The sequence below is a fragment of the Natrinema halophilum genome (assembly GCF_013402815.2).
Taxonomy (GTDB): domain Archaea; phylum Halobacteriota; class Halobacteria; order Halobacteriales; family Natrialbaceae; genus Natrinema; species Natrinema halophilum.
The window spans coordinates 1,019,394-1,034,911 of record NZ_CP058601.1 but is presented as its reverse complement, the minus strand read 5'-3'; the positions used below and the strand labels follow the sequence as shown (position 1 = coordinate 1,034,911).

Genomic DNA, 15,518 nt, shown 5'->3' with positions numbered 1-15,518 from the left:
CCACCGTCGACGGCACCGTTTCTCGTGCTATCGACGTTCCAGCAGTTGCAGTATTTGGAGGAAACCAATGAGTAGCAAGACTAATCCGAGGCTCACCGATCTCATCGCCGAGCTAAAGTCGACGTCCCGAGAGACGGACGCCGACGTCTGGCGAGACGTTGCGGATCGACTCGAGAAGCCCCGGCGCACCCACGCTGAGGTGAACCTGGGCCGCATCGAGCGGTACGCACGCGAAGAAGAGACTGTCGTCGTTCCCGGCAAAGTGCTGGGATCTGGCGCATTACAGAAAAACGTCACCGTCGCGGCCGTCAACTTCTCTTCGTCCGCAGAGACGAAGATCGAACAGGTCGGCGAACCGGTATCGCTCGAGCAAGTGCTCGAAGAAAACCCCGAAGGATCCGACGTGAGGGTGATTCGATGAGTCTCGCAGAGTTCGACGCAGACACCGTCGTCGATGCCCAAGACTGTATCCTCGGTCGCGTCGCCAGCGAGGTCGCCCAGCGTGCGCTGGACGGCGAGCGCGTTGCGATCGTGAACGCGGAGGACGCGGTCATCACCGGCGGAAAAGAGGACATCTTCGAAACGTACCGCACGCGGCTACAGATGGGCTCGGACAGCGGGCCGTACTACCCCCGCCGTCCGGACACGATTTTCAAGCGGTCCGTTCGCGGGATGTTGCCGTACAAAAAGCCGCGCGGTCGCGAGGCGCTCGACAGCGTCCGCGTCTACGTCGGTAACCCCTACGAGAACGACGACGGCCGCGAGTCGGAGGTTCTCGAGGGGACGTCGCTGGATCGACTGTCGAACATCCGCTTCGTCCATCTGCACGAAGTGTCCGAACAGTTAGGTGCTAACGTCACATGGTAACCAACACGAGTGGCAAGAAAAAGACGGCCGTCGCTCGCGCCACGGTGCGCGAAGGCGAGGGTCGCGTTCGAATCAATTCACAACCCGTCGAACTGGTCGAACCGGAGATGTCTCGGCTCAAGATGCTCGAGCCGTTTCGCATCGTCGGCGAGGATCTGCGGGGCGAGATGGACATCGACGTTCGCGTCGAGGGTGGCGGCATCAGCGGACAGGCAGACGCCGTCCGCACAGCCATCGCCCGCGGGGTCGTCCAGCACACCAACGACGCCGAACTTCGCGATGCGTTCATGGAATTCGACCGATCGCTGCTGGTCAACGACGTTCGCCAGTCCGAACCGAAGAAGTGGGGCGGCCCGGGCGCTCGGGCGCGCTACCAGAAATCCTACCGCTAAGGTGATTCAATCATGATGGTACCGGTCCGGTGTTTCACCTGTGGCAACGTCGTCGCCGAACACTGGGAAGCGTTCGACGAGCGAGCGAACGAGGGCAACGAGGATCCCGAGGAAGTCCTCGACGAGTTGGGCGTCGAGCGCTACTGCTGTCGGCGCATGCTCGTCAGTCACACCGACCTCGTCGACGTCGTCTCCCCGTACCAGTAACCAATGCAACAACAACAACACAACCGTTACGAGAAGGCACGCATCCTCGGTGCGCGAGCGCTGCAGGTCTCCTACGGCGCGCCGGTGTTGATCGAAACCGAGCAGACGGAACCGATCCTCATCGCGGCCGAGGAGTACGACGCTGGCGTCCTTCCGTTCACCGTCAAGCGGGGGTACGACCGGAAATGACGCTCATTACCGACGTCCGCCTGCGTCGAGTCCTCGACTCTCGAGGGAACCCGACGGTGGAGGCAGACGTCGTTACTGAAAGCGGCGGCTTCGGTCGCGCCGCAGCACCCAGTGGCGCCAGTACTGGCGAGTACGAAGCTGTCGAACGACCGCCGACAGAGGCAATCGCTGCGGCCAGGGAACACGCCGTCCCTCGGCTCGTCGGCACGGTATACGCTGGTAACCAGCGTGAGGTCGACGCTGCACTTCACGCTGCCGACGGAACCACCGACTTCTCGGAAATCGGTGCCAACAGCGCGGTCGCTATCTCGATGGCCGCTGCGAAAGCTGGTGCCGACGTCCTCGGTGCTCCGCTCTTTCAGCACCTCGGCGGGACGTTCCGCGGTGAAAACTTCCCGATTCCGCTCGGAAACGTCGTCGGCGGTGGCGAACACGCCGCCGACGCGACCGACATTCAGGAGTTTCTCGCGGCACCAGTCGGCGCACCGAGCGTCGAAGATGCCGTTTTCGCCAACGCAGCCGTCCACGCCGCCGTCGCCGACCTACTCTCCGAACGCGGTGTTCCCTGTGGGAAAGGCGACGAGGGGGCATGGGCGCCATCGATCGACGACAGCGAGGCGTTCGAAATCGTCGCCGAGGCGGTGTCGATGGTCCAAGACGAGGTCGGCTTCAACATCGGCTTCGGGCTCGACGTCGCTGGCGCGGAGTTGTACGATGCCGAGTCGGAAACGTACGAATACAGCGACCGGAGTCGAGATACCGACGAGCAGATCGCCTATATCGCCGATCTGGTCGAGGAATACGACCTCGTCTATGTCGAGGACCCACTCGACGAGGACGATTACGACGCGTTTGCAGACCTCACCGCCGAGGTCGGCGACCAGACGCTGATCTGCGGTGACGACCTGTTCGTCACCAATACCAACCGCCTCGTCGATGGGATCGATCGCAACGCGGCCAACAGCATCCTGATCAAACCAAACCAGATCGGAACACTGTCGGACGCCTTCGATGCGATCGAACTCGCCACAGAGAACGGCTACGACTCGGTCGTCTCCCACCGATCGGGCGAGACCGAAGACGCGACGATCGCACACCTTGCCGTCGCAACTGACGCACCCTTCATCAAGACGGGTGCCGTCGGCGGCGAGCGAACCGCAAAGCTCAACGAGCTCATTCGAATCGCAGACGACGCGACATGACAGAAAACGACGCAACCCAGGAAGGGCTCGACGCCGCCGAAGACGAAATCGACGAGGAGCCAGCCAAAGGGGCTGGCCCCGCCGCCGAGGAGGACGTCGAGCCAGTAGACGAACAGCCCACCGACGCCGAGGGAGAGCCCACGGCCGACGCAGAACCAGCCGACGACGCCGAGAGCGAAGACGCCGGTCCGACTCTCGACGACGACGTCATGTCCGACGAGGAAGCGGACCTGCTGATCCCCGTCGAGGACTATCTCGGCGCCGGTGTCCACATCGGCACCCAGCAGAAGACCGCGGACATGGAACGGTTCATCCACCGCGTCCGGACTGACGGTCTGTACGTGCTCGACGTTTCGAAGACCGACGGCCGGATTCGCACAGCCGCGGACTTCCTCGCAAACTACGATCCGGAACAGATTCTGGTCACCTCGAGCCGCCAGTACGGACGGTTCCCAGCGGAGAAGTTCGCCGAGGCCGTCGGCGCGCGCGCTCGAACCGGGCGATTCATTCCGGGAACTCTGACGAATCCGAAGTACGATGGCTACATCGAACCGGACGTTGTGGTCGTCACTGACCCGATCGGTGACGCCCAGGCCGTCAAAGAGGCCATCACGGTTGGTATCCCGGTTATCGCAATGTGTGACTCGAACAATCAGCTCAGTAACGTCGACCTCGTCGTCCCGACGAACAACAAGGGCCGCAAAGCTCTCTCGGTCGTCTACTGGCTCCTCGCAAACGAGGTCCTCGATCGACGCGGTGCCGAGCCGTCTTACTCGCTCGAGGACTTCGAGAGCACCGTCTAAACCGTTCACCATCAGCGCTGGTCGTTTTCTCGCCGAAGCACAGGAGAGCCATTTGTCTCACGACTAGCGACGCGTTCCGGGACGCGCTACGTCGTCTCAGCGAGACAGCGGTCGTAGACGGTACGTAGCCGCGTTCCCATTTCGTCGAGGCCGTAGTCGGCGATTCGTTCTCTGCCGGCTGCAGGTTCGTCGGCCTCGAGGACGGACGCCAGACGCGTTCGGAGCGCGTCGTCGCTGTCTACGACGTAGGAGTTCGGGATGCCATTGAGTACCTCCCGGACGAAGCCGACGTCGCGCGAGACGACCGGGACGTTACAGGCGGCAGCTTCCTTGACCGTCATCGGCCCGCTCTCGTATCGAGACGTAATCAAAACGACATCAGCTGCGTTCAAATAGTATGGGACGTCCTCGTAGGGTTGGTTGGCGACAGTCCGCAAGGTAACGTCACATTCGAGGCCGTCGACGATGCGTTTCGCCAGCGGATAGTTCTTCTCGTATCGCGAGGGTGCATACGGGAAGAGGACGACTCGTTTATCGGTCTCCCAGCCGACGTATTCGCGGGCGTCTGTGCGTGGGATCGGCCGGAACAGGTCGGTATCGACCGGGAACGGGATCACGTCGCATGGGTGGTCGATGCGGTCGGCCATCACGTTCGAGGGGACGACGATACGATCGGCGCGTGAGACGAACGGCTTCATGACCGGCGTGTATCGATTGCCGACGTATTCGCCACCCCAGAGCGTACAGACGAACGGGAGATCGATCGTTGGAATCGCCGATGCTGCGAAGGCAAACGGCGCGGTGAGTCCGTAGTTGGCATGGACGATATCGTAGCCGGTGCTGGCCTCGCGAAGTACCTGCGGGAGATAGCGCAGGTAATCGAACGGCGTTCGCCGTTTAACTTCGTCATCGAGAGCACGATGGTCTCCTGGGACCGCCAGGGTCGTCACCTCGATATCTTCCGCCTCGAGGGCCGCGATCTGTGTTTCATAGAAACTTCGCCAGTCGGTTGTCGTGAGGCTCAAAACGCGGGTCGAACTCATGAATTGGGGACCGCTTCGTCGGCCTGTCGGTCATCAGTATTCGACTCGGCAGGCCGCCGCTCGAGCGTGACCGATTCGTCATCCGTCGTTCCCGATATATCATCGAGTTCCGTCTCGTCGAGTAGTTGTTTGAGGAGGTATTCGGTAACGTCAATTTTCGTTTCGAGCAGCATCTCCCGCCGTTGCTGCCACTTCTCGGTCGTTGCGGGATCGCGGTAGAGACGCTCGATCGTTTCGATCGCCTCGTCTTCGCGATCCAACGGGAACGATCTGATGAGACCGTACTCCTCGAGATCGAGGAATTTCCCCATGTCCGACGATCCCGCGAACGGGCTGATGCGAACGGTGGGCGTCCCGAGGATGCCGGCTTCCATCGTCGTCGTGGCGACGTCTCCGACGACCAGATCAGCGAACGCGAGCAACTGGTGAAAGGTCGCCGGGTCGACGGGAATCCGTTCGGCGTTTTCCGGCAGCGGACGGTCGCTTTCGTCGGAGACGTACACCGTCCAGTCCTGGGCGAGTTCGTCGACGATACGCTGATAGCCGTCCCTCGAGATTCCACTTTTCCCGATGTCATGGTTACTGTTGAACGCGCCACGGCGAACGACGGCGTACCGATCGTCCGGTTCGACGCCGTTTCGACGAAGGAGCTCCGGGTCCGGTTCGAATCGATCCGGATGGAGGTATGCGAGTTCGTGGTAGCCGGGATATCTCACGTGATTGCTGCCGATGTCCTCGTTGAAGCTCGAGGGTGTGTAGATACGGTCTGCGAACGGAATCGTGAGGCGGTTTCCGTGATTGATACTGGTCTCGGTGTCGATATAGACGTGGCTTTCCGCCCCCACGAGTTTGGCAACGTGAGACGCCGCGATACCGTGACTACTGATGATGTAGTCCGGGTCGATAACGCGGGCCCGCTTGAAAATTTTCGCCTCGTAACGCAACTGAGTTAGTCCGAGAGCGAACAAACTATCCGGTTCGTCACAGAGGAGTTCGTGGTCGATATCGTACGTATCCAGGAGGGAACCGACGACTTCTGCCTCTCGAGCAAATACGGAGACATTGTGTCCTGTAGTCTGAAGTTTTCGTATAACGTGTTTAAAGAAATGAACATTCCCCCCATGCTGCATCGTGATGATGATGTCCATCAACTGATTAAAGTAAGTACAATGGCTTTATTACGACTTTTTTAATCATATGTTTACAGCCACCGTGTGCAATATATGTATTATAATTTCAGTTGTGAGAGTGCCCTCACCGAAAACGCGAACCTGGCACAGACACCTATTTATAGACGATGGTGGTGGCTGCAACCGTTTCATTCGATTAGCTATCGGGTAGACGGGGCTCGAGAGTAATCGACAGGAGTAATCGTGGCCCGCGTCATCTCGATCGCTCGAAATCCGCCGTCAAAATCGGCCGAGAAGCCCTCGGTCGGACACCACTCGAGTCGAAGACCGACCGCTGATGTCCGGATATATAGGGGAATCAGTTCCCGGATGACGTCGAGAGCAAATCCGCGACCAGTTCTGTGGCGTCGACGGCTGTCGTTCCGAAGACGTACGTTGCGGGTTCGATCCCGAACGCACCGCAGTGGTACGCGATCTGGGGGACTGATCCGTGCTCCCGAAACCGATTCTCGAGATGGGTACCGCGTTCTTCGTAATCTGCGTCGAATTCGAGTGATTCGATCCCGCTCGCCGCTTTCGCGGCTGCGAGTATATCTTCGTCCGTGGCAATATTGAGAGCGCCGCGGATTTCGGGATCGACGGCAGTCGCGGCGAGAATGGCCGTCGAAACGTGTTTCGACGCGCCAAATTCGGGATTGGCCGGAATTTCGATCCGTCCGCCCATAGCGTAGATCCGACCGGGAACCGCGGCGACGTCAGTTTCGTCGCGAGGGTTCGGAAGACACATTCCGACGTTCGTCCCGACGTTCGGGACGTAATCTGCTATACCGGAGATCGATGCGAAGGTCCGAGCGGCGGTTCTAACGTTCGCGAGGACGTCTCGTTCGGCTCGCACGTCGGGGTCGAGTCCGCGAACACAGAGATCGCAGCCGAGCCCGCGAAGTTCGGGCATCACTTCCTCGTGAAGTTCACAGATTGGACCGCGGTTCTCGAGACTTCGGACGAGCGAGAGGAGTTCGGCGAGCGCGTCGTAGCCATCCATTTCGTCGGTCGCAAGCCCGTCGGCGATACGTTCGACGGTCGCGACCGTCTCGGGATCGTCGCGAAACCGGTCATCACCGCCGCCGCCGTTCCCGCTGACGTACTTGCTGACGGCAGCCTGTGTCACGCCGAGTTGGGTGGCGATCTCCTGTTGGGTTAGTCCGCGTTCGGCGAGTCGAGCCGCCAGCATGGCCCGAACCGTCGGCAGAAACCGATCGACGACGAGTTCGCTCGGCAAAACGAGAGACATACGATCGCGTTGTGCCGACTCGCTCTTAAGTCCGACTACCGCGGTCGGGCCGACTCTGGTTCAGCTACGCGCGTCGGAACGGTCTGGAGAAGATAGCTATTAACCATCGTCGTGCGAACGCCCGAGCATGGCACTTTCGAGCGCTCCTGGGAAAGTATACCTGTTCGGGGAGCACGCGGTGGTTTACGGCGAACCAGCGGTCCCCTGTGCGATCGAGCGACGGGCGCGGGTTGGCGTCCAACGACGCGACGACGGCAAACTCCGGGTTCATGCTGAGGATCTCAGTCTCGACGGCTTTACCGTCGAGTACGATGGATCGACCGGTAACGGTCCTGACGTCGACGTCTCTGAGTCGCTGTTAAGCGCCGCTATGGGCTACGTCGACGGCGCTATCGAGCAAGTCCGTGACGTGACCGGCGAAGACGAGGTCGGCTTCGACGTCACGATCGAAAGCGACATCCCGCTGGGGGCGGGACTGGGCTCCTCCGCGGCAGTCGTTGTCGCTGCGATCGACGCCGCCACCCGCGAACTCGGCGTCACCCTCGAGACCGCCGAGCTCGCCGAGCGAGCATACAGAACCGAACACATGGTCCAGGATGGTCAGGCGTCGCGAGCCGATACGTTCTGTTCGGCCACTGGCGGCGCGGTCCGCGTCGAGGGGGACGACTGCCGCTCGCTCGAAGCACCGGACTTGCCGATCGTGATCGGCTTCGATGGCGGCGCAGGCGATACAGGACAGTTGGTCGCAGGTGTACGCGACCTCCGCGACGAATACGATTTCGCCGCCGATACGGTCGGCGCGATCGGTGACGTCGTCCGGAACGGGGAAGAGGCGCTCGCCAACGGCGACGTCGAGGAACTGGGTCGGTTGATGAACTTCAACCACGGTCTGCTGTCCGCGCTCGGCGTCTCCTCTCGCTCGCTCGATACGATGGTCTGGGCGGCCCGCGACGCAGGCGCACACGGAGCGAAACTCACCGGCGCCGGTGGTGGCGGCTGTATCGTCGCCCTGGATCCGACCCCGGAGACCGAGACGGCACTCTCGTTTACACCCGGCTGCGAGGATGCCTTCCGCGCCGAACTAACCGAGAATGGGGTGACGTCGCTCGAATGATGGTCCTCAAACTCGGCGGCAGCGTCATCACCGAAAAAGAGCGGCCAGAAACGCTCGACGGAGAGTCACTCGAGCGAGCGGCCGATGCTATCGCGGCGGCGCGTGCCGATGGACTCGACGATCTCATCGTCGTCCACGGTGGCGGAAGTTTCGGACACCACAACGCCAGCGAGCACGGTGTCAGCACGACTAACGGGACTCACGACGCGAGTGCGATTCTAGAAATCCACGGTGCGATGAAGACGCTGAACCAGTTCGTTCTGAGCCGACTAGTCGATCGAGACGTGCAAGCGGTTCCCGTACATCCGTTCTCGACCGCTCATCGGGACGTCGAGGCCCGTCTCGAATTCCCGACCGAACAGGTCGAAACGATGCTGGCGGAGGGATTCGTCCCAGTCCTTCACGGCGACGTGATCGCCCACTCCGGTGCGGGCGCGACGGTCGTCAGCGGCGACGAACTCGTCGCCGAACTCGCCCGGGCCCTCGCGGCCGACCGCGTCGGCCTCTGCTCGACAGTCCCCGGTGTTCTGGACGAAAACGATGCAGTCGTCGACCGAATCTCCGACTTCGGGTCCGTCGCGTCGGCGCTCGGTGCGAGCGAGGCGACTGACGTGACCGGCGGGATGGCCGGGAAGGTACGGACGCTACTGGACATAGACGCCGAGGCATCGATCTTCGGTCTCGATGCGCTGCGTACGTTCCTCGACGGGTCCACTCCAGGGACGACGATCGACTAGATGCGAAGCGATGCGAACGGTCAGCGCGTCCAGAACCCACCAGTGAACATGACGAGGACGGGGATGATCTCGAGGCGGCCGAGCCACATGAGAAAGATCATCAGGAGCTTCGAGCTGACCGGAAACTGAAGGTAGCTACCGAACGGTCCGAGAGAGCCGAATCCGGGACCGATGTTGCCGATCGTCGCGAGACTCGCGCTGAACGCCTCGAGTGGCGTCAACGTGTAGCCGATGCGACTCGCATCCAGCATGATGACTAACGTCGCAATAGCAAATATAACCAGATACAGGAAGGAAAAGCCGAGAACACCGCGAATAGCGTCTTCGTCGACGATGTTGCCGCCGAGCCGGATCGGCCGGACGACTTCGGGATGAGACGCCGTAAACAGCTCCCGACGAAGCACCTTGAAGATGATCAGCCACCGGACGACCTTGATGCCGCCGCCGGTCGAGCCGGCACACCCGCCGACGAGCATCGCGAACAGGAGCACGACTTGGCCGGTCGAATTCCAGGTGGCGAAGTCGCTCGTCGCGTACCCGGTCGACGTCAACAGCGACGTGATCTGAAAGGCACTCTGTCGCAGCGAGTTCTCGACGACGCCTTCCGTCACGCCGCCGAGTTCTCCCAGTGCGGGTGCGGAACCGACGTACAGGATACCCGCTAGTAGAACGGCAAATCCAGCTATTGCGCCGGTGTAGGCCCTGAATTCGGTATTTCTGACGAACCTGTGGCTCTCTCCGCTAAAGACGTGCCAGAACAGGGCGAAGTTGGTCCCGGCAACGATCATGAACGGGATGGCAGTCCACTGTACGATCGAAGAGAAAGCCGCGACGCTGTCGGCTTCCGGTGAGAATCCACCCGTCGGAAGCGTCGTGAACCCGTGGGCGATAGCGTTGTACAGCGTCATGTTTGGAGCCGCTCCCGCCAGGTGGAGACCGTAGAGAATTGCGATGTAAACGACGGTAAATGCGAAGTAGACGAGCCAGAGGATGCGTGCCGTTTCGGCGATTCGCGGTGTGAGTTTTTGCAGCTGCGGACCCGGTGCTTCCGACTCGACGAGTTGAGCGCCGCTCACCGCGAGCTCTGGCAGGATCGCGACCATCAGCACGATGATCCCCATCCCGCCGAGCCACTGGGTGAGCTGGCGCCACATCATCACGGCGTGTGAGTGGCGTTCGAGCGATATTTCCCCGAGGACCGTCGCTCCGGTCGTCGTGAAGCCGGACATCGACTCGAACAGCGCGTTGACGGGGTGGGCGAGCGTCGATCCTGTTCCCCAACCCGCGATGACGTACGGTACGGCACCCACGGCTGCAACTGCGAGCCACGAAATCGCCACGAATAGCATCGCCTCCCGAACTTCCAGGTCCGGTTCCGGATTGAGGAGTTCCAGGCCGTGACCGACGGCGATGGTGAGTGCGATCGTCGCGATGAACGGGACTAGCGGATCGTTGTAGATGAGCGCGACGACGACCGGAATAACCAACGGAACGGACAGATACTTCAGAACGGTACCGACGAGCGCGAAACTGGCGCGCCAATCGGTTCGGAGCCTCATAGAAACACCCTGCTCGCATGGTGGTTTCCCGACACGGTATGTAATGGAGTTTCGTTAGGACCGTATTAATCCATCGTCACGCAAAAAGGGGGACACGTTGGGATTCTCGCCCCGAACAGACAGAATCGACCGGATCGGTAGGCAGCCCAGGTTGGCGAAGTACGGCCGCTAATTCGTTTGGGAAAGGCGACGGTACGCGCTGGGTGATTCGTCGATCCGTCGCATCGGCTCTCCAAACGTGTCACGTGACGCAGGTCTAAATACGTGCCACACGTAGTATGGACTATGACCATCCGATTACCGAGCGTCCGTCACCCGCAGACGTTCTACGACGTCTTTAGCGTCGTTGCCGTGGCGGTCACGATAATGGCGCTCGTACTCACGCTTCGGTATGGGTCGGTCATCAGGCTCGAGATGGCCGTCTTCATGACGGTCGTCTTCATCTGGGCCGGGTGGGCCATCGAACGGATTCTGGCCGAATCCGCGAAGCGTTCGCAACGGCGACGACGGAAGCCGCCGTGGAATCAGTAACGTTGACGACGGGATTCCGGTTTCGAACCGCTAGCGTGTACCGGTCGGTGGCCTCCGTTCCACATAGTCCGTCGTGATAGGGCGTTGCGTTTCGGTATATTTTCAACGGAACGGTGACAAGAACGGCCTAATGTACATCGTTATCGTCGGCGCGGGCGATATCGGAATACCGCTCATCGATATCGCCACCCGATCGGGAAACGAAGTCGTGGTCATCGAAAAGGATCCCGAGCGGGCCGACCGGGCTGCCGGAGAATACGACTGTCTGATTCTCAACGCCGATGCGACGGCACACGGCACGCTCAAGGATGCCGGAATCGAGAAGGCAGACGCACTGATCAGCACCACCGACCGGGATGCGATCAACATCATGGTCTGCTTGCTCGCACAGGAACACGAGGTTCCGACGATCGTGTCGGTGGTTCACGATCCAGAGCACATGAACGTGTTCCGCCAGATCGGCGTCAACACGATGGAAAACCCACAGGAACTCATCGCTGGATACCTCTACCGTGCGGTCGCTCGTCCGGCGATCGTCGACTACATGCGGATCGGGGAGAAAGCGGAGGTGTTCGAAATTCGCGTCACAGAGAACGCGCCGATCTCCGGCCGAACGATCGTCGAGGCGGCCCACGAGGAGATACTCCCTGATGACGTTCTGATCGTCGCGATCGAACGCGAGGGAGAGGACCCGCCCATTACTCCGAAAGGCGATACGACGATTCGGACTGGGGACTTACTCACCGTCTATTCGGGATTCGGTGCGGATCCGGAGCTCACCGACGTGTTCGGGCATTACGAAGACCGGCTGAAATGACGGGCGAACGGGCGGACGACAGCACCGCACCCGTCGGGCGCGATGGGATCTTTCGAGCGCCTGTCCTCGGCCCCGTGGTCAACGGTTCGACGTGTATATGAATCCCGAATAGAAACTGATCACTATATGAACGAGACGATTGAAACGATCGGTCGGGACCTCGGGCGAATGCTCGAGGCGCTGGCCGGTTTGCTGTTCGTCTCGATTATTGTCCCCCTCGTCTGGGGCGAATACTACGCGATTCCCGCGCTGATCGTCTCCGGATCGATTCCGTTCGCTATCGGGTATTTCTTCAGAACGAGGTTTCGGGAGGCGACCAGACCGGGTAAGTTACACGGGATGATCATCGCGGCAACGGGGTGGTTCTGTGTCGCAGTCTTCGGATCAGTTCCCTTCCTGCTTATCGCGTGGACGGTAGAGATCGGCTTGCCGCTGCTCGAGACACCGTCACAGACGGGGACGCTTGCGGCGTTTACCAATCCGCTCAACGCGCTGTTCGAGAGCATGAGCGGCTTTACGGGAACCGGGCTAACGATGACCGACAACGAGGAGGTCTTGCCGCGGACGCTGCAGTGGTGGCGTTCGTTCAGCGAGTGGGTCGGCGGCGTCGGCGTGATCGTCCTCACGACGGCGATTCTCGCACGGCCCGGCAGCGGTTCGTTGACCCTTTACGAGAGCGAAGCGCGGTCGGAGCGAATTCATCCGAGTATCGTCTCGACCGTGCAGACGATCTGGTGGATCTTCATCCTCTTTACGTTCGTCTCGATCCTGCTCCTCTGGACCGCTGGCATGCCGATCTGGGGGGCAATCAACCACGGGATGACCGGCCTGTCGACCGGCGGATTTTCGATCACCGATAACTCGATCGCCACTTACGATAGCGCGGCGATCGATTTCGCACTCCTGCCGGTCATGCTCCTCGGGAGTATCGCGTTCCCTGTTCACTATCTCATCTTGCAGGGCGATCTTCGGAATCTCTATGCGGATCTCCAGACGCGGTGGGTATTCATCTACATGAGCGTCGGAACGTTCGCTCTCACCGCACTTGTGTACGCGAGCGACACGTACGACTCGTTGTTCGCGGCGTTCCGGTACGGGTCGTTTCAGTTCGTCTCCGCGGCGACCTGCGCCGGTTTCCAGACTGCGGTTGACACCACTAACGTCGCTCTGGGACGGTGGCCGGCACAGGCACAACTCACCGTCACGTTCGGGATGATCGTCGGCGGTGCAGCCGGTTCGACCGTCGGCGGTATCAAACTGATCCGCGTACTCACCCTGTTGAAAGGGATCCGATTCCGAATCACGGACGTCTTCTACCCGGAAACGGCCGTCCGCCGACTGAAAATCAACGGTCGCCGACTCGACGAACGGGAAATGCGACAGGAGTTCGAAGAAGCGGCGATTATTGGGTTACTCTGGTTCATCTTCCTCGGTATCGGGATGTTCGTCCTCTTACTCATACTCCCGCAGGGCGAGTACACGCTCGAGAATATCATTTTCGAAGTCGCGAGTGCACAGGGTAACGTCGGCCTCTCAGCGGGAATTACCGGTCCAGAGTCGCTTCCGACGCTCGGGAAGGTCGTATTCCTCTTTAACATGTGGATCGGCCGGCTCGAGATAATTCCCGTTCTGGTGACGCTACGGGCGGTCTTCCGACGTGGAGGAATCTACGAATGACGGTCAGCGATCTCCCCGTCGTCGGGCAACTTCTCGAATCGGGGGCCGAGGACCGTGTCTTCGACGGGCTCTTGCTCATCGGTCCCGTTCTCATCGTCGGCATTGCAATCCTCGGTCGGTCGGTTATCACGACCGGGATCGCGACGACGTACGTCCTCTTTTTCGTCGCATATATCCTCTATCTGGGAGTGCGGAGCTGAGTCTCAGGTCGGTCGCGTTCGGACGGGAAACTCGAGGCGAGAGAGAATCCACAGTACGAGACGCCACGACGGCGTTTGCGTCCAAACGAAATCACCGTCTCGGGTAGAAGCGATGATCGCTCGAGAGTGAAAGAGCGACGACAGTACGATCGGTCCAGTGTCGAAACCGGGCCGGTTGAATACCAACGGCAATACGCTACGTCGACGACGCAACTATATCAGGTTGACGACCTCATCGAGAACCGCTGCGTCTACGAAGATAATTACGTGGTCGCCGGGTTGGACGGCCGTCGAGCCGCGGGGGGTAATGTGCTCGCCGCCGCGGGAGATCGCTCCGATGACGACGCCAGCCGGAAGATCGTTGGTCGCGTCTGCGATGTTTCGGCCGACGAGGACGCTATCGACGCCGACCTCGATTTCGATGACTTCTGCGCGGTCGTGTTCGAGCATTGCGACCTGCTCGGTGTGATCTGTTCGCGTAAAGCGGACGATTTCCTCGGCGGTTTCTTCTCGAGGGTTGATCGCCACGTCGATCCCGACGGTCTCGAAGAGCTCAGCGTACTCGACGGTTTCGATGACGGCGACGGTTCTGTCGACGCCGAGGCGGTCGGCGAGCAGAGAGACGAGAAGGTTCTTCTCGTCGCTGTCGAGAGCCGCGACGACGACATCCGCCTCCCCGACGTGTTCCCGGGCGAGGAATTGGGTGTTGGTCGCATCGCTTTCCATGACCATCGTGTTGGGTAACGATTCGGCGACCTCGCGAGCGCGGTCGTGATCCTGTTCGATTAGGCGGGGGCGAAAGCCGTGTTCCTCGAACTCGCGAGCAGCCTGAAAGCCGATTTCGCTGGCACCAACGATGACGACCTCTTCTGCGTCGTCCGGCGTCGCTGTCACTTCGTCGGCGAAGTCGTTGATCGAATCAGGGCTCCCGATCACGACGATTCGATCACCGCCTCGAATTACCGTATCGCCCCGAGTTACTATCATTTCGTCGTCTCGAAAGAGCGCGGCGAAGGTGAGAGAATCGTAATAGTCGGCTTCGCTGACGGTCCGGTCGGCGATCGGACTGTCGACCGGGATGTCGAACTCGGCCATCCGAACGAGGCCTCCCGCGAACGTATCGACGTCGTGTGCACCTGGTAGACCCGATATTCGGAAGATAGTCTGGGCGGTCAGCAGATCCGTACAGACCATAAAGTCGACGCCGAACGCGCCCTGTGATCCCTGCCAGGTTTCCAGTAACGTCCGGCGCCGAACTCGTGCGATAGTAAACACATCGGTGGCTGCCTTTGCGGCGCCGCAGACGACGGCGTTTGTCTCGTCGTTGTCCGTACAGGCAATGACGAGGCCCGCCTGTTCGAGGCCGGCCTCACGCAGCCTTTCGAGGTCGGTCCCGTCGCCGTGAATCGTGAGCACGTCAAGCGAGTAGGTGAGTTCCTCAATTACTTCTGCGTCACGGTCGATGATGACCACGTCGTGAGCATCTTCCAGATTAGCGGCGATCGAGCGGCCTACCTCACCGGCCCCGACGATAATTACGTACACGACGATTCCTCCGAAATCATGGTTCTTGCACCCATTTTCGGAGCGACTGGCAAATGGATTACGATGTGTTAAAAAGTGGCATTTGACGCGGAACCTCGCGTCACTCGATAGATCTGCCGACGCAACTGGCCTCACGATAGGACGGATGACGCTACGACCCAACCCGCTGCGTTTTTAACACCCGGCCGTGTACAGGTACGTAGCGAAACCCGCG

The 15,518-nt window shown here is 60.5% G+C and carries 18 protein-coding genes; 13 read left to right on the top strand and 5 right to left on the bottom strand.

Annotated features, from left to right (window positions below):
- The first annotated feature begins 67 nt into the window (after nucleotides 1-67).
- From HYG82_RS25780 to rpsB, 7 genes are read left to right on the top strand one after another with little or no spacing between them, the layout of a single operon-like run.
- On the top strand, nucleotides 68-421 hold the full coding sequence (locus tag HYG82_RS25780; protein WP_179259976.1) for a 50S ribosomal protein L18e: 354 nt from the start codon (nucleotides 68-70) through the stop codon (nucleotides 419-421).
- Nucleotides 418-867 carry a 50S ribosomal protein L13 gene (locus tag HYG82_RS25775; protein ID WP_179259975.1) on the top strand — a complete coding sequence of 150 codons (450 nt, stop codon included), beginning with the start codon at nucleotides 418-420 and terminating at the stop codon, nucleotides 865-867. The genes HYG82_RS25780 and HYG82_RS25775 overlap by 4 nt, the downstream gene beginning before the upstream one ends.
- Nucleotides 861-1,259, top strand: coding sequence for a 30S ribosomal protein S9 (locus tag HYG82_RS25770; RefSeq protein WP_179259974.1), 399 nt, complete (start codon nucleotides 861-863; stop codon nucleotides 1,257-1,259). The genes HYG82_RS25775 and HYG82_RS25770 overlap by 7 nt, the downstream gene beginning before the upstream one ends.
- Before the next feature lie 12 nt (nucleotides 1,260-1,271).
- Nucleotides 1,272-1,466 (top strand): DNA-directed RNA polymerase subunit N, encoded by a 195-nt coding sequence (locus tag HYG82_RS25765; RefSeq protein WP_179259973.1) that lies wholly within the window; start codon nucleotides 1,272-1,274, stop codon nucleotides 1,464-1,466.
- A 3-nt stretch (nucleotides 1,467-1,469) separates the two neighbouring features.
- A complete protein-coding gene (locus tag HYG82_RS25760; protein WP_008012923.1) occupies nucleotides 1,470-1,655 on the top strand; it encodes a DNA-directed RNA polymerase subunit K in 186 nt (61 codons plus the stop codon).
- A complete protein-coding gene (gene eno, locus HYG82_RS25755) occupies nucleotides 1,652-2,857 on the top strand; it encodes a phosphopyruvate hydratase (protein WP_179259972.1) in 1,206 nt (401 codons plus the stop codon). Before HYG82_RS25760 ends, eno begins: the two co-directional genes overlap by 4 nt.
- Nucleotides 2,854-3,660, top strand: a complete 807-nt coding sequence (gene rpsB, locus HYG82_RS25750) for a 30S ribosomal protein S2 (protein WP_179259971.1) — start codon at nucleotides 2,854-2,856, stop codon at nucleotides 3,658-3,660. The genes eno and rpsB overlap by 4 nt, the downstream gene beginning before the upstream one ends.
- Nucleotides 3,661-3,746: 86 nt before the next feature.
- Here rpsB and HYG82_RS25745 read toward each other — a convergent pair whose 3' ends face one another.
- The 3 genes from HYG82_RS25745 to HYG82_RS25735 form a co-directional block, all read right to left on the bottom strand.
- A complete protein-coding gene (locus HYG82_RS25745) occupies nucleotides 3,747-4,703 on the bottom strand; it encodes a glycosyltransferase (RefSeq protein ID WP_179259970.1) in 957 nt (318 codons plus the stop codon).
- The gene (locus HYG82_RS25740) at nucleotides 4,700-5,851 is read right to left on the bottom strand and encodes a DUF354 domain-containing protein (RefSeq protein WP_179259969.1); all 1,152 of its coding nucleotides are present in this window, start codon (nucleotides 5,849-5,851) and stop codon (nucleotides 4,700-4,702) included. Before HYG82_RS25740 ends, HYG82_RS25745 begins: the two co-directional genes overlap by 4 nt.
- Before the next feature lie 340 nt (nucleotides 5,852-6,191).
- Entirely contained in the window at nucleotides 6,192-7,124 is a 933-nt protein-coding gene (locus HYG82_RS25735; RefSeq protein ID WP_179259968.1) for a thiamine-phosphate synthase family protein, read from the bottom strand.
- A gap of 127 nt (nucleotides 7,125-7,251) precedes the next feature.
- On the opposite strand from HYG82_RS25735, the gene mvk reads away from it, so the two are divergent.
- Nucleotides 7,252-8,238: a mevalonate kinase gene (gene mvk, locus HYG82_RS25730; RefSeq protein ID WP_179259967.1), complete on the top strand. Its 987-nt coding sequence runs from the start codon at nucleotides 7,252-7,254 to the stop codon at nucleotides 8,236-8,238.
- Nucleotides 8,235-8,975 (top strand): isopentenyl phosphate kinase, encoded by a 741-nt coding sequence (locus tag HYG82_RS25725; protein ID WP_179259966.1) that lies wholly within the window; start codon nucleotides 8,235-8,237, stop codon nucleotides 8,973-8,975. The genes mvk and HYG82_RS25725 overlap by 4 nt, the downstream gene beginning before the upstream one ends.
- Nucleotides 8,976-8,995: 20 nt before the next feature.
- On the opposite strand, the gene HYG82_RS25720 is transcribed toward HYG82_RS25725, so the two are convergent.
- Nucleotides 8,996-10,534: a TrkH family potassium uptake protein gene (locus tag HYG82_RS25720; protein WP_179259965.1), complete on the bottom strand. Its 1,539-nt coding sequence runs from the start codon at nucleotides 10,532-10,534 to the stop codon at nucleotides 8,996-8,998.
- A gap of 285 nt (nucleotides 10,535-10,819) precedes the next feature.
- Between HYG82_RS25720 and HYG82_RS25715 the strand changes: the two genes are divergently transcribed.
- The 4 genes from HYG82_RS25715 to HYG82_RS25700 all read left to right on the top strand — a co-directional run bounded on the left by HYG82_RS25715 (nucleotide 10,820) and on the right by HYG82_RS25700 (nucleotide 13,759).
- A complete protein-coding gene (locus HYG82_RS25715; protein WP_179259964.1) occupies nucleotides 10,820-11,065 on the top strand; it encodes a hypothetical protein in 246 nt (81 codons plus the stop codon).
- Between the two features lie 130 nt (nucleotides 11,066-11,195).
- Complete coding sequence (locus HYG82_RS25710) at nucleotides 11,196-11,882, top strand: potassium channel family protein (protein ID WP_179259963.1); 687 nt, start codon at nucleotides 11,196-11,198, stop codon at nucleotides 11,880-11,882.
- A gap of 126 nt (nucleotides 11,883-12,008) precedes the next feature.
- Nucleotides 12,009-13,559: a TrkH family potassium uptake protein gene (locus HYG82_RS25705; protein WP_179259962.1), complete on the top strand. Its 1,551-nt coding sequence runs from the start codon at nucleotides 12,009-12,011 to the stop codon at nucleotides 13,557-13,559.
- Nucleotides 13,556-13,759, top strand: a complete 204-nt coding sequence (locus HYG82_RS25700) for a hypothetical protein (RefSeq protein ID WP_179259961.1) — start codon at nucleotides 13,556-13,558, stop codon at nucleotides 13,757-13,759. Before HYG82_RS25705 ends, HYG82_RS25700 begins: the two co-directional genes overlap by 4 nt.
- A gap of 213 nt (nucleotides 13,760-13,972) precedes the next feature.
- On the opposite strand, the gene trkA is transcribed toward HYG82_RS25700, so the two are convergent.
- Entirely contained in the window at nucleotides 13,973-15,304 is a 1,332-nt protein-coding gene (trkA, locus tag HYG82_RS25695) for a Trk system potassium transporter TrkA (RefSeq protein WP_179259960.1), read from the bottom strand.
- Nucleotides 15,305-15,518 lie beyond the last annotated feature (214 nt).